The organism is Ralstonia sp. 25C, assembly GCF_051904805.1.
Classification (GTDB): domain Bacteria; phylum Pseudomonadota; class Gammaproteobacteria; order Burkholderiales; family Burkholderiaceae; genus Ralstonia.
Genome location: NZ_CP196738.1, coordinates 213,961 through 234,885, shown reverse-complemented (window position 1 = coordinate 234,885; position 20,925 = coordinate 213,961). Strand labels below are relative to the sequence as shown.

14 protein-coding genes and 1 riboswitch are annotated in these 20,925 nt (G+C 65.0%); of the genes, 6 read left to right on the top strand and 8 right to left on the bottom strand.

The window, feature by feature from the left end; translation table 11 throughout:
• Position 1 precedes the first annotated feature (1 nt).
• Both ACS7SF_RS19515 and eutC read left to right on the top strand, forming a co-directional pair.
• Positions 2-1,408, top strand: coding sequence for an ethanolamine ammonia-lyase subunit EutB (locus tag ACS7SF_RS19515; RefSeq protein WP_439893795.1), 1,407 nt, complete (start codon positions 2-4; stop codon positions 1,406-1,408).
• Positions 1,409-1,411: 3 nt separating this feature from the next.
• Complete coding sequence (gene eutC, locus ACS7SF_RS19510) at positions 1,412-2,287, top strand: ethanolamine ammonia-lyase subunit EutC (RefSeq protein ID WP_439893794.1); 876 nt, start codon at positions 1,412-1,414, stop codon at positions 2,285-2,287.
• A 109-nt stretch (positions 2,288-2,396) separates the two neighbouring features.
• On the opposite strand, the gene ACS7SF_RS19505 is transcribed toward eutC, so the two are convergent.
• The 5 genes from ACS7SF_RS19505 to ACS7SF_RS19485 all read right to left on the bottom strand — a co-directional run bounded on the left by ACS7SF_RS19505 (position 2,397) and on the right by ACS7SF_RS19485 (position 12,480).
• Positions 2,397-2,960: an acyloxyacyl hydrolase gene (locus tag ACS7SF_RS19505; RefSeq protein ID WP_426400016.1), complete on the bottom strand. Its 564-nt coding sequence runs from the start codon at positions 2,958-2,960 to the stop codon at positions 2,397-2,399.
• Positions 2,961-3,266: 306 nt separating this feature from the next.
• Complete coding sequence (locus ACS7SF_RS19500; protein ID WP_439893793.1) at positions 3,267-4,790, bottom strand: AdeC/AdeK/OprM family multidrug efflux complex outer membrane factor; 1,524 nt, start codon at positions 4,788-4,790, stop codon at positions 3,267-3,269.
• Positions 4,791-4,792: 2 nt separating this feature from the next.
• Positions 4,793-7,906 (bottom strand): multidrug efflux RND transporter permease subunit, encoded by a 3,114-nt coding sequence (locus ACS7SF_RS19495; RefSeq protein ID WP_439893792.1) that lies wholly within the window; start codon positions 7,904-7,906, stop codon positions 4,793-4,795.
• Positions 7,903-11,046 carry an MdtB/MuxB family multidrug efflux RND transporter permease subunit gene (locus ACS7SF_RS19490; RefSeq protein ID WP_439893791.1) on the bottom strand — a complete coding sequence of 1,048 codons (3,144 nt, stop codon included), beginning with the start codon at positions 11,044-11,046 and terminating at the stop codon, positions 7,903-7,905. The genes ACS7SF_RS19495 and ACS7SF_RS19490 overlap by 4 nt, the downstream gene beginning before the upstream one ends.
• Positions 11,047-11,085: 39 nt before the next feature.
• Positions 11,086-12,480: an MdtA/MuxA family multidrug efflux RND transporter periplasmic adaptor subunit gene (locus ACS7SF_RS19485; RefSeq protein ID WP_439893790.1), complete on the bottom strand. Its 1,395-nt coding sequence runs from the start codon at positions 12,478-12,480 to the stop codon at positions 11,086-11,088.
• A gap of 322 nt (positions 12,481-12,802) precedes the next feature.
• Between ACS7SF_RS19485 and ACS7SF_RS19480 the strand changes: the two genes are divergently transcribed.
• The 3 genes from ACS7SF_RS19480 (at position 12,803) to ACS7SF_RS19470 (ending at position 15,342) form a co-directional block, all read left to right on the top strand.
• Positions 12,803-13,543: a response regulator gene (locus tag ACS7SF_RS19480; RefSeq protein WP_439893789.1), complete on the top strand. Its 741-nt coding sequence runs from the start codon at positions 12,803-12,805 to the stop codon at positions 13,541-13,543.
• Positions 13,527-14,813 (top strand): ATP-binding protein, encoded by a 1,287-nt coding sequence (locus tag ACS7SF_RS19475; protein ID WP_439893788.1) that lies wholly within the window; start codon positions 13,527-13,529, stop codon positions 14,811-14,813. Before ACS7SF_RS19480 ends, ACS7SF_RS19475 begins: the two co-directional genes overlap by 17 nt.
• 100 nt (positions 14,814-14,913) lie before the next feature.
• Entirely contained in the window at positions 14,914-15,342 is a 429-nt protein-coding gene (locus ACS7SF_RS19470) for a putative hemolysin (protein WP_439893787.1), read from the top strand.
• A gap of 68 nt (positions 15,343-15,410) precedes the next feature.
• Here the strand turns inward: ACS7SF_RS19470 and ACS7SF_RS19465 are convergent, their stop codons facing one another.
• The 3 genes from ACS7SF_RS19465 to ACS7SF_RS19455 form a co-directional block, all read right to left on the bottom strand.
• Positions 15,411-16,196: a M48 family metallopeptidase gene (locus tag ACS7SF_RS19465; protein ID WP_439893786.1), complete on the bottom strand. Its 786-nt coding sequence runs from the start codon at positions 16,194-16,196 to the stop codon at positions 15,411-15,413.
• Between the two features lie 101 nt (positions 16,197-16,297).
• The gene (locus tag ACS7SF_RS19460; protein WP_439894430.1) at positions 16,298-17,953 is read right to left on the bottom strand and encodes a phospholipid carrier-dependent glycosyltransferase; all 1,656 of its coding nucleotides are present in this window, start codon (positions 17,951-17,953) and stop codon (positions 16,298-16,300) included.
• A 147-nt stretch (positions 17,954-18,100) separates the two neighbouring features.
• Positions 18,101-19,651: a methyl-accepting chemotaxis protein gene (locus ACS7SF_RS19455; RefSeq protein WP_439893785.1), complete on the bottom strand. Its 1,551-nt coding sequence runs from the start codon at positions 19,649-19,651 to the stop codon at positions 18,101-18,103.
• A gap of 236 nt (positions 19,652-19,887) precedes the next feature.
• A riboswitch (FMN riboswitch) is annotated at positions 19,888-20,049 on the top strand.
• 120 nt (positions 20,050-20,169) lie between these two features.
• Between ACS7SF_RS19455 and ribB the strand changes: the two genes are divergently transcribed.
• Positions 20,170-20,895, top strand: a complete 726-nt coding sequence (gene ribB / locus ACS7SF_RS19450; protein ID WP_439893784.1) for a 3,4-dihydroxy-2-butanone-4-phosphate synthase — start codon at positions 20,170-20,172, stop codon at positions 20,893-20,895.
• Positions 20,896-20,925: the final 30 nt, after the last annotated feature.

The following is a 20,925-nucleotide window of genomic DNA, read 5'->3' as shown; positions in this document are numbered from 1 at the left end:
CATGCCGGAACACAGGTTCAACCACCGCGTTGGCAGCGCCAGTTACGCTTTTCGCGACCTGAAGGCGCTGATGGCCAAGGCGTCGCCGGCGCGTTCGGGCGACATGCTGGCGGGTGTGGCCGCGGTCAACGCCGAAGAGCGGGCGGTAGCACAGATGGCGCTGGCCGAGTTGCCGCTGAAGACCTTCATCGAGGAGCCGCTGGTGCCCTATGAAGACGACGAGATCACGCGCCTCATCATCGACACGCATGACCGCGCCGCCTTCGCGCCCATCGCCCACCTGACGGTCGGGGACTTTCGCAACTGGCTACTGGCCGACGATACCGATAGCGCTGTGCTGGCCGCCGTTGCGCCGGGCGTCACGCCGGAGATGGCGGCGGCCGTCTCCAAGATCATGCGCAACCAGGACCTGATCCTGGTGGGCAAGAAATGCCGCGTGGTCACCGCCTTCCGGAACACCATCGGCTTGCCGGGGCGGCTGTCCACGCGATTGCAGCCCAACCACCCGACCGACGACGCCAGCGGCATCGCCGCCAGCATGCTCGATGGCCTGCTGTACGGCAACGGCGATGCGGTCATCGGCATCAATCCGGCCACCGACAACGTGCCGCAGGTGATGAAGCTGGTGAGCATGATGGCCGACGTCATCTCCCGCTACGAGATTCCCACGCAGTCGTGCGTGCTGACCCACGTTACCAATACCATCGCTGCCATCGAGCGCGGCGCGCCGGTGGATCTCGTATTCCAGTCCATCGCCGGCACCGAGGCCGCCAACCGCGGCTTCGGTATCGACCTCGCCATTCTGGGTGAGGCGCGCGAGGCAGCGCTGTCGCTCAAGCGTGGCACGGTCGGCGACAACGTCATGTACTTCGAAACCGGCCAGGGCAGTGCACTCTCGGCCAACGCCCACCACGGCATGGATCAGCAGACCTGCGAGGCACGCGCCTACGCGGTGGCGCGGGAGTTCAAGCCCTTGCTGGTGAACACCGTGGTCGGTTTCATCGGCCCCGAATACCTCTATGACGGCAAGCAGATCATCCGTGCGGGGCTAGAGGACCATTTCTGCGCCAAGCTGCTGGGCCTGCCCATGGGCTGCGACGTCTGCTACACCAACCACGCCGAAGCCGACCAGAACGACATGGACGTGTTGCTGACCTTGCTGGGCGTGGCCGGTTGTACCTTCATCATGGGCATCCCCGGCTCCGACGACATCATGCTCAACTACCAGACCACGTCCTTTCACGATGCGCTGTACGCGCGCCGTGTGCTCGGCTCGCGCCCGGCGCCGGAGTTCGAGACGTGGCTGCGCAGGATGCAGATCTTCAACACCGTCGGGGGTGAGGGGCAGTTCCGCCTGCATGCCGACACACCGCCCGGTTTTCGCGACGCGTTGCTGCGGTTGCACTGATTCATGGACAAGATCGAAAAGCGCGACAAGGTCGGCCAGCCTGGACAGCCCGGGCAGCCCGCCAAACCGGTGACCGACAATCCGTGGGAGGCGCTGCGCCGCTTTACCGCCGCGCGCATCGCCTTGGGGCGTGCTGGCGTGAGCTTGCCCACGCAGCCACAACTGGCCTTCCAGCTCGCGCACGCGCAGGCGCGCGACGCCGTGCATCTTGCGCTGGACGTTGACGCGCTGAAGCTGCAGTTGCAGGCGCATGGCATCTGCGCTGCGGATGCCGTGATGCAGGTGCACAGCGCCGCGCCTGACCGGCTCACCTATCTGCAGAGGCCCGATCTTGGGCGGCGCCTGTCCGATGAATCGCGCGCGCAGATGCTTGCTGCGCCATTCGCGGCCGCGGCGCACGCACGCCCCTATGACGTCGCCTTCGTCATTGCAGATGGCCTGTCGTCATTGGCCGTGGGGCAAAACGCGGCGCCTTTTCTCGCCGAGCTCGAGCGGCGCATCGTCCCCGAAGGCTGGAAGATCGCGCCGCCGGTCATCGTGCGCGAGGGACGCGTGGCAGTAGCCGACGAAGTGGGCGAGCTACTGGGCGCGAAGCTGGTGGTGATCCTGATTGGCGAGCGTCCCGGCTTGAGTTCGCCCGACAGCATGGGGCTGTATCTGACGTGGATGCCCGTGCGGGGCCTGACCGATGCCAGCCGCAACTGCATCTCGAATGTCCGTCCGCAAGGCTTGCGTTATGAGGAGGCCGCTTACAAGCTGCACTACCTGATGTCCGAGGCGCATCGCCGCGGTTTGTCGGGCGTGGCGCTGAAGGATGAGACGCAGAGCGAGAGCGGCGAGCTCGATTTGCGCGGGAATTTTCTCCTCGGCAACGACTGAGCCCGGCGACTCCCGCCGCGGTTCAAGCCCAGTCGTATCGGAGATGGCTGCCGGCGTCAGGCGTGGCTTGGCTCACTGTCCCTGAATAATCCGGCAACGCCTGGTTGGCTTAGAACGTGTAACGCAAATACAGCTCGTTCAAGTCCGTACCCGGGTTCGGGCGCTTGATCGACGCGTTCGAGAGGTGCTCGAAGCGGTAGCCCATCTGGAACTGCTGCTTGCTGCCGAAGGCCACGCCCACGCCGATCATGTCGGAGAACTGGAAGGCCGTGCTGAAGTTGTGTTCATCCGACGTGCGGGTGTGCGACAACAGGCGCGGGCCGATGCCGACTTCCACGAACGGCACCCACGAGCTGCCGCGCTTTTCAATGCGGAACAGCGGCGTCACGCCAAATTCGGTCAGGTTCTGGCGGTTGGTGCCTTTGGTCGAGCGCCATTGGCCGAGGGCGACTTCCCAGTCCAGATTGACGAACCAGCCTTCCGGATTGCCCCAGTGGTAGCCCGAGTCGAAATCCAGATCGACCCCATATTTTTCAATGCCATGCTTGTTGTCCTTGCCGTAAATGGCACGCACAGACGGGTCAGCCTGGGCGGGCAGAGCGGCGAACAGCGAGGCAGCGCCGAGGGCGGCAGCCAGCAACTTGGTGGAGCGGGAAAGCGCGGATCGGATCATCAGAGAGAGGCAGAGTCGTTTGAGCAGCGCGCGTGATTCACGGCAACAGCATCGGCCAGCCACGCGCGCGACGGACATGGCGGCAGGCAAACAGACGGTCGGGATTGCGCCGGGCGACTGGCTTGCAAGGCACGGGGCCACGCAAATTACGCGCCTGCGCTCTCGCAGCCGGCCCGAACGATCGGGGCAGCCTGAAACAAATTCTGACGATTATAGGAGGAACTCTCTAACGATGTGCGCCACCACCGCGCAAGGTGGTATTGCCGGCAGCGGAACGTCAGCTGCCGGCAAGGTCGGATGGTTTTGTTATTGCGCGGAGGGCGCCGCCGCGGGGGATGCGGGTTGCAGCGCGGCTTTGCCGACGATCGGCACCTCGCCGTGCCAGCCACCGCCCAGTGCTTTGACGAGCAGCACTGCCGCCGAATACCGCTTGCCCTGCAGCGTGAGTAGCGTGCGTTCTGCGTTGTAGGCGGTGGCTTGGGCGGTGATGACTTCCAGGAAGCTGATCGTGCCCGCGCGATAGCGGTTCAGATCCAGCTGCGCGGCTTCCTGGGCGGCCTTGACGGCGTCGGCTTGCGCGTCGAATTCCTGCGCCTGCCAGCGCAGGGCGGCCAGGTTGTCCTCCACGTCCTGGAAGGCGCCAAGCACCGTCTGGCGATACGTAGCGACGGTGCCGTCGTATGCCGCGCCGGCCTTGTCGACCGCCGCAGAGCGTGCGCCGGCATCAAACAGCGTGGCCGCCAGCGACGGGCCGATCGACCACACGCGGCTCGGCAGCGTTGCCAGGCGCGACAGCGTATTGGCCGACAGCCCGGCCGATGCACCCAAGGTGAGCGTCGGGAAGTACGCCGCCTTGGCGACGCCAATCTGCGCGTTGGCCGCAGCCATGCGGCGCTCGGCGGCGGCAACGTCGGGCCGGCGTTCCAGCACCGAAGAGGGCACCTCCAGCGGAATGTCCGGCAATGCGGGCAGTTCGTACACGTTGGAGGCGGAGATGGGCGCCAGTGAAAACTCCGCCGGCGGCTTGCCGATCAGCACGGCAATCGCGTGTTCCAGCTGGGCCCGCGTGACTTCCGTGTCCAGCAATTGCGCCTGCGCCTGCTTCAGCTGCGTCTGCGCGGTGAGCACGTCGGAGCGCTGCGCCACACCCACCGCGTACTGGTTTTGCGTGAGTTTCAGGAAGCGCTCGTAGTCTGCCACGGTGCGTTGCAGGACGGTCTTCTGTGTATCCGTGACACGCAATTGAAAATAGTCCTGCGCCAGCGTGGCCTGTGCCGAGAGCAATGCCGAGGACAGATCGCCCGCGCTGGCCTGCGCGCTGGCCTGATTGGATTCCACCGATCGGCGGATGCGGCCCCACAGGTCCAGCTCCCAACTGGCGTCGAGCGACAGGCTTTGCGCATTGGTGATCGACGGGTTGCCGGTCCCCAGGCTGCCATCCGGGTTCACCGTGGTGCGCACCGAGCGGCTGCGCGTGGCCGAGGCGTTGGCGCCCAGTGTGGGGAAGAACGACGCCCGCGCCTGCTGCACGAGCGCCTGTGCCTGACGGTATTGCGATTCCGCGACCAGGATGTTCTGGTTGGCGGCAGCGACCTGTTCTTCCAGCGCGTTCAGTTGCGGGTCGTTGAAGATTTCCCACCACTTGCCGCGGGCCAGGGCATCGTTGGGCGTGCCGACCTTCCAGTCGCCGGCTTCCTTGTATTGCTGCGGCACCTCGGCATCCGGGCGCTTGTAGTCGGGGCCGACTGCGCAGGCGGACATCAGCGCGCATGCCGCGAGCGCGAGCAGCAGGGGACGGAGGGGGCGGAGGGCTTGGGGGCCTCTTGTCATGTTCAGCTTCCTTGCGAATCCAATGCGGAGTCCAACGCAGGTAGGGGCGCTTCCCTGCGGCGGCCGAGCAGCCGCAGGCGCAGCTTGTCGAGCGCCAGGTAGACCACCGGCGTGGTGTAGAGCGTCAGGATCTGGCTGACCAGCAGCCCACCGACGATGGAAATACCCAGCGGCGTACGCAGCTCGGCGCCGTCGCCACGGCCGAGCGCCAGCGGCAGGGCACCCAATAACGCGGCCATCGTCGTCATCAAAATCGGCCTGAAGCGCAGTACGCAGGCGTGGAAGATGGCGTCCGTCGGGCTCATGCCCTGGCTACGCTCGGCCTCCAGCGCGAAGTCGATCATCATGATCGCGTTCTTCTTGACGATACCGATCAGCAAGATCACACCGATCAGCGCGATGATCGAAAAGTCCGTATCCGTGATGATCAGCGCCAGCAGCGCGCCCACCCCTGCGGATGGCAGCGTCGACAGGATCGTGATCGGGTGCATGTAGCTCTCGTACAGCACGCCCAGCACGATGTAGATGGTGATGAGCGCGAACAGGATCAGCACGGGCTGGCTGGAGAGCGAATCCTGGAACGCCTTGGCCGTGCCCTGGAAGCTGCCATGTACGGTGCTCGGCACGCCGATGCGGTTCATGGCGTCCTGAATGTCCTGCGTCGCACCAGACAGTGACGCGCCTGGCGCCAGGTTGAACGAAATCGTGCTGGCCGCGAACTGGCCCTGGTGGTTCACCGCCAGCGCCGTGTTGGTCGGCTCGTAATGCGAGAACGTCGACAGCGGCACCTGCGCACCGGTTGAGGTGATGAGGTAGATGTCGCGCAGGCCTTCGGGGTTCTGCCAGTACTGCGGCGCGGCTTCCATCACCACGCGGTACTGGTTGAGCGGGTTGTAGATGGTCAACACCTGGCGCTGGCCGAAGGCGTTGTTCAGCGCGTTGTCGATATCGCTCGGGTTGAGGCCGAGTGCCTTGGCCTTGTCGCGGTCGATCACGAGCGAGGTCTGCAGGCCCTTGTCTTGCGCATCGGTGTTGACGTCGGTCAGCGACTTGAGTTGCGAGAGCGCCTGCTTGATCTTCGGCTCCCAGGCGCGCAGTTCATCGAGGTTGTCGGCCTGCAGCGTGTATTGATACTGCGCGTTGCTGGCGCGGCCGCCCACACGGATATCCTGCACCGATTGCAGGAACAGGCTCGCGCCCGGCTCCTGCGCAAGCTTGCCGCGCAACCGGTTGATGACCTGATCGGCCGACAGCTTGCGTTCAGCCAGCGGCTTGAGCTGGAGGAACATCTGCCCCGTGTTGCGCTGGCTGCCGCCTGTAAAGCCCACCACGTTTTCCACCGCCGGGTCTTGCCGCACGATGCTGATGAAGTCCGTCAGCTTGGTGCGCATGGCCTGGAATGAGATCGCCTGGTCGGCCTGGATGAAGCCCATCACACGGCCCGTGTCCTGCTGCGGGAAGAAGCCCTTGGGCACGATCACGTATAGATAGCCGTTGAGGAAGATCGTCAGGCCGAGGATCAACAGCGTGAGCCAGCTATGGCGCAGCGCCCAGGCCAGCGAATACCGGTAGCCATCGAGTAGCCAGGTGAAGAAGCTTTCGGTCTTGCGGTGAAACCAGCCGTGCTCTTCTTCGTTGGCCGGCTTCAGTAGCCGCGCGCACATCATCGGCGTGGTGGTGAGTGATACCACCAGCGACACCAGAATCGCCACCGACAGCGTGACCGCAAACTCACGGAACAGCCGCCCGACAATGCCGCCCATCAGCAGCAGCGGAATGAACACGGCAATCAGCGAGAGGCTCATCGACACCACAGTGAAGCCCACCTCGCGCGCACCCTTGAGCGCGGCCTGCATGGGTCGCATGCCGTTTTCAATGTGGCGCGAGACGTTTTCCAGTACCACGATGGCATCGTCGACCACGAAGCCGGTGGCTACCGTCAGTGCCATCAGCGAGAGGTTGTCGAGGCTGTAGCCGCACAGGTACATCACCCCGAACGTGCCGATGAGCGACACCGGCACCGCCACGCTGGGAATGAGCGTAGCCCGCACGTTGCGCAGGAACAGGAACACCACCATGATGACCAGCGCGATGGACAGCACCAGCGTGTGCTCCACATCGCGCAGCGAGGCGCGGATGGTGGGCGTGCGGTCCATCATCACATCCAGGTTGATCTGCGCGGGAATGGTGTTGCGCAGATAGGGCAGGGTGGCGTTGATGGCGTCGACCGTGTCGATGATGTTGGCGCCCGGCTGCCGGCTGATGATGAGCAGTACCGACGCCTTGCCGTTGGCCGAACCGTAGTTGCGGATGTCCTGCACGCCGTCGCTCACGTCGGCCACGTCTTGCAGTCGCACCGGTGAGCCATTGCGCCACGCGATGATGAGCGGCTTGTATTCGACGGCCTTCTTGGCCTGGTCGTTGGCGTAGAGGGTCCACACGCGCTCGCCCGATTCCAGCATGCCCTTGGGCTTGTTGGCGTTGGTGGCGGTGATCACGCCGCGCACCGTCTCCATCGAGATGCCGTATTTGTTCAGCGCCGTCGGGTTCAGCTCTACGCGCACGGCGGGCAACGATGCGCCGCCAATGGTCACCTGACCGACGCCTGTGACCTGCGACAGCTTTTGCGCGAGGATGGTCAACGCTGCGTCGTACAACTCACCGCGCGACATGGTGTCGGACGTGAGCCCCAGGATCATGATCGGCGCATCGGCCGGGTTGACCTTGCGATACGTCGGGTTGCTCGGCAGGCCCGAGGGCAGCAAGCTGCGCGACGCGTTGATGGCGGCCTGCACGTCACGCGCGGCACCGTCGATGTCGCGCGACAGATCAAACTGCAGCGTAATGCGCGACGAGCCCAGCGAGCTGGACGACGTCATCTCCGTAATGCCTGCAATGCGGCCGAGCGAACGCTCCAGCGGCGTAGCCACCGTGGCGGCCATGGTTTCCGGGCTGGCACCGGGCAGCGAGGCGTTGACCGAGATGGTCGGAAAGTCCACCTGCGGCAGCGGCGACACCGGCAGCAGCTTGAACGCCGCCATGCCCGCCAGCGCCACGCCGATGGTCAGCAGCGCTGTGGCAACCGGCCGCGCGATGAAGGTAGCGGACAGGTTCATGGCTGGCCGCCGTGATCGTCTGCGGTGTCGCCGGAACGCGGATGCCCGCGTCGTGCCGCACGCCGCTCACGCCAGTCGCGCAGGCGCAAGCCAAGGTTGTCGAACGCCAGATAGATGACGGGCGTGGTGAACAGCGTCAGCACCTGGCTGACCAGCAGACCGCCCACCATCGTGATCCCCAGCGGCTGGCGCAGCTCCGAGCCGACCCCATTGCCCAGCATCAGCGGCAGGGCGCCCAGCAGTGCCGCCATGGTCGTCATCAGAATCGGGCGGAAGCGCAGCAGGCACGCCTGGTAGATCGCGTCGCGCGGCTTCATGCCTTGTTCGCGCTCGGCCTCCAGCGCGAAGTCGATCATCATGATCGCGTTCTTCTTGACGATACCGATCAGCAGGATGATCCCGATGATGGCGATGATGCCCATGTCCTTGCCCGCAAGCAGCAGCGACAGCAGCGCACCCACGCCGGCCGACGGCAGCGTCGAGAGAATCGTCACCGGGTGGATGGTGCTTTCGTACAGCACGCCCAGCACGATGTACATGGTGATGATGGCTGCCAGGATCAGCCAAAGCTGATTGGAGAGTGATGCACGGAACGCCAGCGCTGCACCCTGGAAGCTGGTCTGCATGCTGGCGGGCAGGCCGATTTCCTGCTCGACCGCGTTGATCGTATCCACCGCCGCCCCCAGCGACGCGCGCGGCGCCAGGTTGAACGAGATCGTGGCCGCCGGGAACTGCCCCTGATGGTTCACCACCAGTGAGCCCGGTTGTTCCACCACCGTGGCAAAGGCGCCCAGCGGGACTTGCTGGCCTGTGCTGGAGGGCACGTGCAGGTCGTACAGCGAGTGGGGGCCAAGCTGCATCTTCGGGTCGCTTTCCAGCACCACGCGGTACTGGTTCGATTGCGTGAAGATGGTCAACACCAGGCGCTGGCCGTAGGCGCTGTACAGCGCGCTGTCGACCGCCGCCATGGTGATGCCATACACGGCGGCCTTGTCGCGGTCCACCTGCACATAGGCACGCAGGCCGTTGTCCTGCAAGTCGCTGGCCACGTCGCGCAGCTCCTTGGTTTGCTGCAGGCGTTCGACCAGCTTCGGCACCCATTTCGAGAGGTTGTTCGGGTCTGGGTCTTCGACCGTGAATTGGTACTGCGTGCGGCTGACGCGGTCTTCAATCGTCAGATCCTGCACCGGCTGCATGTACAGCTGGATGCCCGCCACCTTGGCCAGTTCGGGCTGCAGGCGCTGGATGATTTCGGTAGCGTCTGCGTCGCGCTGGTCCTTGGGCTTCAGGTTGATCAGCATGCGGCCGCTGTTGAGCGTGGTGTTCACGCCATCCACGCCGATGAACGACGACAGGCTGACCACCGCTGGGTCTTTCAGCACCACCTCGGCCAGCTTCTGCTGGCGCTCGGCCATCGCCGAGAACGAGATTGACTGCGACGCATCCGAAATCCCTTGGATCACGCCCGTGTCCTGCACGGGGAAGAAGCCCTTGGGCACCACCACATACAGCAGCCCGGTCAGCACCAGCGTGCCGATGGCCACCAGCAACGTGCTCTTCTGGCGGTTGAGCACCCACTGCAGCATGCGGCCGTAGCGGGCGATGACGTTGTCGAAGAACGCGCCCGCCGCGTGGTAGAAGCGCGATTGCTCCGCCTCGGGAATGTGCTTGAGCAAACGCGCGCACATCATCGGCGTGAGCGTGAGCGATACCACCGCCGAAATCAAAATCGACACCGCCAGCGTGATCGCAAACTCGCGGAAGAGCCGACCCACCACATCGCCCATGAACAGCAGCGGGATCAGCACCGCAATCAGCGAGAAGGTGAGCGAGATGATGGTGAAGCCGATCTGCTTGGCGCCTTTGAGTGCGGCCTCCATGGGTGGATCGCCGTCTTCAATGTAGCGCGCGATGTTCTCGATCATCACGATGGCGTCATCCACCACAAAGCCGGTGGCAATGGTGAGCGCCATCAGCGTCAGGTTGTTGATCGAGAACCCGGCCATGTACATCACGCCGAAGGTGCCCACCAGGGACAGCGGCACCGCCACCGCCGGAATGATGGTGGCCGGCACGTTGCGCAGGAACACGAAGATCACCATCACCACCAGCGCCACGGCCAGCATCAGCTCGAACTGCACGTCGGAGACGGAAGCGCGGATGGTGGTGGTGCGGTCGGTCAGCAGTGCCACTTCCACATTGCCGGGCAGGGTCTCCTTGAGTTGTGGCAGCAGCGCCTTGGCGCGGTTCACCACGTCGATCACGTTGGCGCCCGGCTGGCGCTGCACGTTCAGGATGATGGCGGGCGTGGTATTGGCCCACGCGGCCAGCTTGGTGTTCTCGGCGCCGTCAACGATCTGTGCCACGTCGGTCAGGCGGATGGGCGCGCCGTTCTTGTAGGCGACGATCATCTTGCCGTACTCGGCGGCGGACTTGAGCTGGTCGTTGGCGTCGATGGTGGAGGCGCGCGCCGGGCCATCGAAGCTGCCCTTGGCGCCGTTCACGTTGGCGGTGCCGATGGCCGTGCGGATGTCGTCGATCGACAGCCCCAGCGCCGCCAGCGCCGACGTATTGGCCTGAATGCGCACCGCCGGCCGCTGCCCGCCGCTGATGCTGACCAGGCCGATGCCCGGCAACTGCGACAGCTTCTGCGCGATGCGCGTGTCGACCAAGTCTTCCAGCTTGGGCAGCGGCATCGTGTTGGAGGTGATCGCTAGCGCGAGGATCGGCGCGTCAGCCGGATTCACCTTGCTGTAGATCGGCGGCATCGGCAGGTCATTCGGCAGCAGGTTGCCGGCTGCGTTGATGGCCGCCTGCACTTCCTGCTCGGCAATGTCGAGCGACAGCGACAGATCAAACTGCAGCGTGATCACCGAGGCGCCGCCGGAGCTGGACGACGTCATCTGCGTGAGCCCCGGCATCTGGCCGAACTGGCGCTCCAGCGGCGCCGTGATGGATGACGTCATCACATCCGGATTGGCGCCCGGATACAGCGTCGTCACCTGGATGGTCGGGTAGTCGACCTCGGGCAGCGCGGAAATCGGCAGCATCCGGTACGCCACCAGGCCCGACAGCAGGATGGCGACCATCAGCAGGGTGGTCGCCACGGGCCGGAGGATAAATATGCGGGAGGGATTCATGCCAGCTCGGTGCAGAAGACTTCAGGCGGGTACACGCGATTACGGCTTGGCCGCAGGCGCGCTTGCGGCAGGCGCGGAGGCGCCGCCTTGGCCGCGACGGTGGCGTCGGCCCTGCTGCCCGTCCTGGCCGGCACTCGGCGCGCTGGCGGGGGCGGCGCCGGGCTGGATCACCTCGATCGGTGCACCATCGCGCAGCTTGTCCGCGCCATCCACCACCACGCGCTCGCCCACTTTCAGGCCCTGGGCAACGGACACTCGATCGCCCTCCGTCACGCCCAGCTTGACCACGCGCAGCGACACATTGCTGTCGTCGCCCACCACATAGACGAAGGTGCCTTGCGTGCCGCGCTGGATGGCCGCGCCGGGCACGATCACCTGATCGTGCAGCGTATCGACGCGCATGCGCACGTTCACAAACTGGTTGGGGAATAGCGCGGCGTTCTGGTTCGGAAACTGCGCACGCAGCTTGACCGTACCGGTGGTGTTGTCGATGGTGTTGTCCACGGTCATCAGCGCACCGTGTGCCAGCACTGTGGTTTGCGCGCGGTCCCAGGCTTCCACCGGAAGCTTGTCACCAGACTGCAGGCGCGGCATGACCTTTGGCAGGTTGTCTTCGGGGATGGAATAGATCACGGTGATCGGATCAATCTGCGTGATCACGACGATGCCGTTGGTGTCCGACGCATGCACGATGTTGCCCGGATCCACCTGGCGCAGGCCCACGCGGCCCGGCACTGGCGCGGTGATCCGCGTGTACGACAGCTGCACACGTGCGTTGTCGACATTGCCCTGGTCCAGCTTGACCGTGCCTTCGTACTGGCGCACCAGCGAGGCCTGCGTGTCGACTTGCTGCTTGGCAATCGAGTCCTGCGCGAGCAGAGTCTGGTAGCGCTGCAGATCCAGCTTGGCGTTCGTCAGCAACGCCTGGTCACGTGCGAGTTGGCCTTCGGCTTGTGCAAGTTGCGCTTGATAGGTGCGCGGGTCGATTTCGGCCAGCAGATCACCGGCCTTGACAGTCTGGCCTTCCGTAAACGCCAGGCGCACGAGTTGCCCGTCCACGCGGGTCTTGACGGTCACGTTGTTGACCGGGGTGACGTTGCCCAGCGCCGACAGCACGACGTTGATGTCGCCCTTGGTGGCGGTTGCCACCATCACCGGCATGGGCTTGCCGGCCATGGCACCGCCACGTCCACCCGGGCCGCCGCGCCCAGCGCCGGGGCCACCGCTGTTGCGGTGCATTGCGTGGTACACCGCATAGCCGATCAGCGCCAGGATGATGAGGACGATCCAGATGCCCCAGCGCCGCCGCTTGCCCCCCGCATTGCCACCCTCACGCGGTGGCGGCAGCAGTGTCGGCGATACCCCGTTGGACGTGTCATGCGCATTGCGTCCGGCATCGGGCTGGCCGGCTTGTGGGTCCTTGGCGTCGGACATGGTGGCTTCCTGTTCTTAGCGATATGAGGGCAAGCGCACATGATACTGGGCGCCTGCACTAGGGCCTGTTCACATATGGAACGTGCGTACGTTGCATATGTGAACAGGCCCTAAACAGCCCGCAGCTTAAAGGCATCGCCTTTGCGCCGAATTAGTCGCACCGTAGGTTGTATTACTGCAGATTACAAATCGATGGTGCTGTTACTGCGAGAAACAATATGGCGGAAGTACGCGGCATCTGTGTGCGCGGTAGTGGCTATCATGGGCACACTTTCCAGCGTCTGCGTTGACGCACACCACGCCCAAGCGAACCCCAAGCGACATGAGCGGCACCAAGATCCTGGTCGTCGATGACGACGTCGAACTGCGCGACCTGCTGCGCGAATACCTGACCCAACAGAGTTTTGCCGTCTCCGTTATGCACGACGGCGATGGGCTGGCCGCGCGGCTGGAGCGCGAGCGCCCCGCACTCGTGGTGCTGGATTTGATGATGCCCAAGGTGGATGGTCTGTCGGCGTTGCGTGATCTGCGCGCCCGCAACGATGATGTGCCCGTCATCCTGCTCACCGCCCGCAGCGACGAGATCGACCGCATCATCGGCCTGGAAATTGGCGCCGATGACTACCTCGGCAAGCCGTTCTCCCCGCGCGAACTGCTCGCCCGCATCAACGCCGTGCTGCGCCGCCGCCAGGCGGTGCCGGCATCGGCCCCTGAAGATCGCGACAGCTTTGCCTTCGGCCCCTTCAAGCTCAACTTCCGCATGCGCACGCTGTTCCGCGGCGACCGCGCGCTCTCCATCAGCGATACCGAATTCGCGCTGCTCAAGCTGCTGATTGCGCATGCCATGCAGGTGCTCACGCGCGAGCACATCGTCGAATTGATGTACGGCCCGGGCAGCGGCGTGTCGGATCGCGGTATCGACGTGCAGATCTGGCGGCTGCGCCGTGTGCTGGAAGAAGACGCCCAGCGCCCGCGCTATATCCAGACCGTGCGCGGACGCGGCTACACCTTTGTGCCGGACGAGCGGGAAGAGCAGGGCGAGCGCGATGAAGTTCAAGACTAGATTCGACACGCTGTTCGGCCGGCTTGCCGTGCTGATCGTAGTGGTGCTGGTGCTTAGCCATTTCTCGTGGCTGGGCGTGCTACGCGCGGAACGGCGCGAGCGGCAATTTCAGGCATCGGTCGACCAGATGGCGTTCCAGCTGCAGGCGTTTCAGGCCGTCATGGACGGCCACCTGAAGGCCAAGCTGCCCGACCTGGTGACCGAAACCAATGACGCCCCGCCCAGCGATACGCTATCGGCGTCGGATAAATCCGCCGAACTGGCGCGGCAGCTTGCCCGTCGTTTGCCGGCTGGTACGGAGTTGCGGCTCGAACCCTCCGCCACGCCTCGGGTGTACGTTCGCTTTGCGCAGCGCGACAAATGGATCGCCATGCCGCTTGTGTGGGTGCATGCGCCGCCGACCATTTCCGCCGTGGTGCCCGGCGTGATGGTGGTGTTGGCGATTGCGATTGCGTTTTCGCTCTTTGCGGCGTGGCAGATTCAGCGGCCCGTGCGTGCGCTGGCCGACGCTGCCGGCGCGCTGGCCCGGCGCCGTTATGTGGCGCCGCTCAAGGAACGTGGCCCCTATGAGCTGCGCCAGTTGACCGATCAGTTCAACCACATGGCGGCGGATCTGTCGGCCACCGACGAAGAGCGCAACACCATGCTCGCCGGCATCGCGCATGACCTGAAGACGCCGCTTTCCCGTCTGCGCCTGCGTGCCGAGATGCTGGCTGATCCGAAAGCCGGCGCCGGCATCGAGCGTGATGTCGAATCCATGTCGGCCATCGTCGAGCAGTTTCTCGCCTACGCACAAAGCGGAGACAGCGAGGCCCGCGAGGTGACGGTGGATCGCCATCTGCGCGGTCTGGTGCAGCCGTTTGCCGAGCAGGGCAAGCACGTTGCGCTCGATCTGCATGCCGGCGATCGCTTTCGCCTCAAGCCGACGCATCTGGAGCGCATCGTCGTCAATCTGCTCGACAACGCCTTCGCCTACGGCGCCGAGCCCGTCAACGTGCGCACGACCGCCGATGAAAGCGGCTGCACGTTGACGGTGGAGGACCACGGCGCCGGCATTCCCGCGACGGACATTGACCGCGTGATGCGCCCGTTCGTCCGTCTGGACCCGGCGCGTGGCGGCAATGCGCACTGCGGCCTCGGCTTGGCCATTGTCGACCGGCTGGTGCGGCATCTGGGCGGGGAGCTGGCAGTCGGGCCAGCTGTGGCCGATGGGCCGTCCCCTGGGTTCCGCGTGACAATGCGGTTTCCGGTGCCGGCGGCCATCGCCTGACCGTGGCCTCTGACACACGGATTGGCGATTTCGTACGCTATCCTAGGCGCGGCAAGCACGCTTGTTGCGTGTGCTTCACCAGACCCCCGGGAGGAAACGCATGAATCGCGCTGTCTGTCTCGCCAAGGATGCTGGCCACGGCCGTAAGGCCGCCGCCGCAGTTATCTGCGTGCTGGCGATGGGGTTGGCAGCTTGCTCGTCACCGATGCCGCCATGGCAGCCGCCGCCCACGACCATCCGGCCTGCACCCGCGCCGTCTGCCCCCGTGACTACGCTGCCACTGCCACCGGCAGTACGCCCGGTACAGGCTCCACCACCGGCGATGGCTCCGAGCGCGCCACCGCCCGCCATGGACGCGGAGCCGCCGCGCGCGGGCATGGCGAACCCGGCGTCAACGTATTGTCTGCAGCGGGGCGGGCAGCTTGAGTTTTCCACCCGCGCGAACGGCGCCGAGGTCGGTACGTGCGTCAGCCCAGGTGGGGACGAATGTGAGGAATGGGCCTTCCTGCGCGGCAGTTGCACCTGGTGAACTGCGCGTAAACAAAAAAAGGGCCGCGGAGGCATCCCCGCGGCCCTTTTTACATGGCAGTGCGCCGATCAGCGCGGGCTGTTGCCCAGCTTGGCGGCTACGCGGTCTGCACGATCTTGCGAACCCGGGTGCGAGCTCAGCAGGCCGGCCGACTTGCCGCCATCGAGCTTGGCCAGCTTCTGGAACGCCGTTACCAGCGCGCGACGGTTGCTCTTGGTGCGCGTGAGCAGGTCGAACGAGTAGTCATCCGCAGCAGTTTCCTGCGATTGCGAGAACTGCGCATTCACGAAGGCTTCCGACAGGGCACCCACTTGCGAGGACGACAGTGCGGCCACCGCGCCATTCCCGCTGGCGGCCAGCGCGCCGCGCGCAGCCTGCGTGGCGTAGGCGACTTGCATGGCGTTCTTGCTGTGGCCCAGTGCCACGTGGCCGATTTCGTGGCCCAGCACGGCGCGGACTTCGTCGTCGGTCATCTTGTCCATCAGGCCGCTGTAGACGCGCACGCAGCCGTTGGCCATGGCCCAGGCGTTGATGTCCGGCGTCATGTAGACCTTGGCGTCGATGGGGATGCCGCTGGCTTGCAGCGTCGGCACGATGCCGGCCAGGCGCTTGGTGTAGGTGCTCTTGGTGGGGGCGATCTTGTTCTCGGCGTCGCTCTGCGCGCAGCTTTGCTGCGACAGCGTGCGCACATCGTTGTCGGACAGCGAGGCGGCCTGGAACAGGTTGCTACCGGCTTGCGTCATGCCTTGCATGTCGGTGCCAGCACAGGCGGTCAGCACGGCGGCTGCCGCCACCGTCAGGGCGGTGGCGCGCAGGGTCGAAAGGGACAATGAGGGCAGCGAGGACAGGCTCATGAGTGGGCTCCTTAGTTGGACGAGAGGCCCGACATGCTAGGCGCCGCCTGCGCCGCGTGGGTTAAGTTGTGTTAACACCGTAAGAATACCCACCCGCAGGCTTATCGCCGCGCCACCACCACTTTGTCAGCGGATTCCGCCACCAGCCGCATCGGCACGCCAGCCGCCTGCAGCTTTTGCCATGTCGTACGGCGCATGAAGGCGTAGGCGGGCGGGCCGTCGGTCCAGCGTTGGATCCATTCGTCGGTGGTGGCGATCACCTTGCTCGGCTCCAGGCCGGCGCCCATTTCCAGCTCGTCAAAGCTGGCGACCAGCGTCATCGGGCGGCCCAGGTAGTAGATGGCCGTCTGGTCCAGCCAATCGACCGAGTAGAACGGCGTCTCGGCGGGAATCGGGCCGGTCGCATCCAACGTTTTCTCGATGATGTCGCGGGCGGAGAGCGCATCGCGGAAGATCTCGCTGCCGTTGAGGATGCGGTCCCAGCAGAACAGGGCGGACAGGGCGAGCACGATCACCGCGAGTGTGCGTCGCTGCCAGCGCAACGCCAGCAGGGCCGCCAGCGTGCCGATGGCCAGCATGGCCATGACGTCGCGCAGCATGGGCATGGCCTGCGCGACCTGTTCGGGCGGCATTTTGGCCCCGGCCTTGGCGCCGATGATCGGGACGGCAAACCACAGCCCGATCGCAATCAGCAGGTTCACGCCCAACGCCCAGGCGACGGCGCGCGTGGGCATCTTCTCCAGCGCCAGCGCCAGCCCGATCGCAAATGCGGGAAACGCCGGCACGATATAGCCAGGCAGCTTGGAGCTGGACGCGGAGAAGAACAGGAAGATCATCCCCGCCCAGGCGATCGACCAGCGTACTAGGTCAAATTGTCGCGTGGCGACAAACAGATCCGCCGCGCGGCCAATGCGCCTGCCGATGGCCGCAAACAGCAATGGCGTCCAGGGCAGCAGCCCGGCCGCGCCCACCGCAATGAAGTACCACCACTTGCCGCTGCGGTGGTGCTCATTGGTGAGGAAGCGCTGAAAGTGCTCGTGGATGAAGAAGAAGTTGAAAAACTCCGGGTTGCGCTGCTGCACGATCACGAACCACGGCACCGTGGCGATCAGATACAGCGCCAGGCCCGGCAGCCAGTGCATGCGGCGGATCAACGCCCAGTCGCGCGTCATCAGCAGATACGCCACGCCGATCAGCCCCGGCACCACCAGCCCGATCAACCCCTTGGTGAGCGTGGCGCCGGCCAAGGCCAGCCACACCACCAGCATCCACCCGAGTTGCCCGCCGCGTGATACGCCTGGCCGTTGGGCCAGCGCAAAGCCGCACGCGCCCACGGTCAGGAAAAAGCCCACGCCCATGTCGAGCGTGATCACCTGCCCAAACAGCAGGTATAGCAGCGACGACGCCAGGATGGCCGCCCCCGTTGCCGCGGCGCGTCCACCGCGGTACACCGCTAGCGTCCACGCCGTCATCAGAATGCCGCCCAGGCCGAACAGGATCGGCCACAGGCGCGCGCCCCACGCATTCACGCCAAACGCCTGGAAGGTGGCCGCCGTCGTCCAGTACTGCAGGGGCGGCTTCTCGAAATACTTGAGATCGTTCAGGCGCGGCGTCACCCAATCGCCCGAGACCACCATCTCGCGCGGGATCTCCGCATAGCGGCCTTCATCGGGGCGGAACAGGGTGGAGCGCTGGAACAGGTCGTCCGTCCACAGCGCAAGGAATACGGCGATGAGCGCAACGACGATCAACGCCATCCACGGCGAACGAGGGCGGGAAGCAACAATGCGGGATTCCATGCAGGGACGGCGATAGCGGCACGGTCGGAAAGGCTTGGATTCTAGTCGATGCCGGGTTAGCGGACCGTTAGCGGTGGTCTCCAGGCCTTGCGCACGGCGCGCTGATCAGCGTCCCGCCGCGTTGCTCAGCCGGAAGACGGACACCACCTCGTTGAGCTTGGTCGCCTGTTCCTCAAGCGATTGGGCCGCGGCTGCTGCCTGCTCGACCAGCGCCGCATTCTGCTGCGTCACCTCATCCATCTGCACGACGGCCTGGTTGATCTGTTCGATGCCACGGCTTTGTTCCTCCGAGGCGGCGGAGATTTCGCCGACGATATTCGACACCTGCCGGATGGCCTCCTTCACCTGGCCGATGGTCGTGCCGGCTGCCGTGGCCTGCGTGGCGCCATCCTGGATCATCGTGACCGACGCGCCGATCAGCTCCTTGATTTCCTTCGCTGCCGTGGCGGAGCGCTGCGCGAGGCTGCGGACCTCGCTCGCCACCACGGCAAAGCCGCGGCCCTGCTCGCCAGCGCGCGCGGCTTCCACCGCGGCGTTCAGCGCCAGGATGTTTGTCTGGAACGCGATGCTCTCGATCACGCCCGTGATCTCCGAAATCTTGGTCGAACTGCCGCTGATTTTTCCGATGGTGCCGACCATGCCCTGCATCGCATCGTTGCCCGCGTCGGCCATCTCGGTGGCGCGCAGTGCGAGCGCGTTGGCATGCCGTGCGTTGTCTGCGCTGTGTTTCACGGTTTCGGTCAGCTGCGTCATGCTCGATGCCGTCTCTTCGAGCGATGCGGCTTGCTGTTCTGTGCGCGCCGATAGATCGACATTGCCATTGGCGATCTCGCTCGATCCGAGTGCAACGTACTGGCTCGCCGACTGGATCTCAGCCACCATCGAAACCAATCGCACCTTCATTTCAGCAAGGGCCTCCAGCAGGCTGCCCGGCGCGGCGTGCGACGCATCGAAGCTCGCGCTCAGATTCCCTTGTGCGATTTCCTGCGCGATCTTTGTCGCGTAGGCCGGTTCACCGCCCAGCGTTCGTTTGACACTGCGTGTCACCGCCCACGCAATCCCACTGATGATGGCAGCGATAACGACCGCGATCACACCGAGCACCGTCACCAGCCGCATGAACGTTGCGTTGATGTCGTCGTAAAAGAAGCCGGTACCGATCCACCAGTCCCACTCCGGAATGGCCACCACGCCCTGCAGCTTGGGTTCGGGCTCGGCATCGGGCGAGCGCTTGACGAGCACGTCGACCAGCGCGAAGTGGGATTGCGCCATGCCGGTGCGGTAGGCCTCGCTGTCGGTCACGCCGGTCGTCGTTCGGTTGCCCTGGGCCTTCGTGCCGATGAATTTCGCGTTCGGGTGGACGAGATTGATGCCGTCGGCGGTGGTCACCCAGTAGTAGCTCTTCGTATTGGCATTCAATTGCGCCAGGGTGTCTTTTGCGGCCTGCTGCGCCTGTTCCCGCGACATCGTGCCGCGCGCCTGCGCGTCTCGATAGGCGTTGACCAGGTGCTCGGCCTTGGTCAGCAGAATGACGAGCTGCTCGCGGCGGCTTTCGATCAGCGAGCTACGCAGGGTCTGCAAGGCCGTTGCCGCCAGCAGGACGACACCGAGCAACGCTGCGGCGACGAGCGCCAGCAACTTGGTGGACAGTTTCATGGGGCTCCCTCCCGATGCAAGTTGGGAGGTCTAACGGCCGGGAATCGCGCAACTTGCGCCGGTGCGCGCGCTGATTGCACTGTCGCGTTCGCCTATCGTTCAAAAATCGGGTTTTCCCTTACTCGGATGTCTGGCGTGTTGTGATCGCAAGATAGCTTTGCCCGACCCGCCAGTAGGGTCGATGCGTTGCAACTTGTTGCGGTAGCATGGCGCCTGCCGACGCTTTTGTCGGTGTAGTACGTCTTCAGGGCGGGGTGGAATTCCCCACCGGCGGTATGCGGGCAACGTGTTTGCGCCCGTGAGCCCGCGAGCGCCCGGTATGCGCCTGCATATCGGGGTCAGCAGATCCGGTGAGATGCCGGGGCCGACGGTCAGAGTCCGGATGGAAGAAGATGTGCGGAACAACACGCTCCCACTACCGGGGCGCGCTCAGCTTTGCGCTGGGTGTGCCGCTGTGCGGGTGCGTTTGTCTGCTTGCCCTGGAACGTCTTGTCGCCAATCTCGCGAGGAGCGTTTCCATGTTGTCCACTCAGCAATCCCCAGTCGTTCACCCGCCCGCATTGCCCAGCGGTAATGCGATTTCCGACGCCATCGAAGCCCGCTTTGATCCGGCCGACATGCCCGAACGCATGGCTGCCGCGCTCGATGCGGTACGGCTTGGCGTGCCCGTTGTCGTGCTCGACGATGCGGACCGCGAGAACGAGGCTGATCTCATCGTCGCTGCCGACAAGCTCACGCAAGCCAGCATGGCGATGCTGATTCGCGAATGCAGCGGCATCGTCTGCCTGTGCCTGACGGCGGAGAAGAGCGCATCGCTCGGCCTGCGCCCGATGGTGGAAGACAACCGCAGCCAGTACGGTACGGCGTTCACGGTGTCGATCGAAGCCCGCACGGGCGTGAGCACCGGCGTATCGGCGGCCGATCGCATCACGACGATCCGCGCGGCGATTGCGCCGGATGCGGATACGCAATCGGTCGTCAGCCCCGGACACGTGTTCCCGCTGGTGGCGAAGGAGGGTGGAGTGCTCACGCGGCGTGGTCATACCGAAGGCTCGGTCAACCTGGCGCGTCTGGCGGGCTTGCCGCCGGCTGCGGTGCTATGCGAACTGATGCTGCCCGACGGCACCATGGCGCGCCGTGATGACGCGGTGCGCTTTGCTGATCAGCACAACCTGCCGGTGCTGACCATTGAAGACATCGTCCAGTATCGGGAGCAGATGGAACGCGCGGTCAGCTTTGCGTGAGCGTCAGCCGGCCGCGCGAAAGGCGAGGTG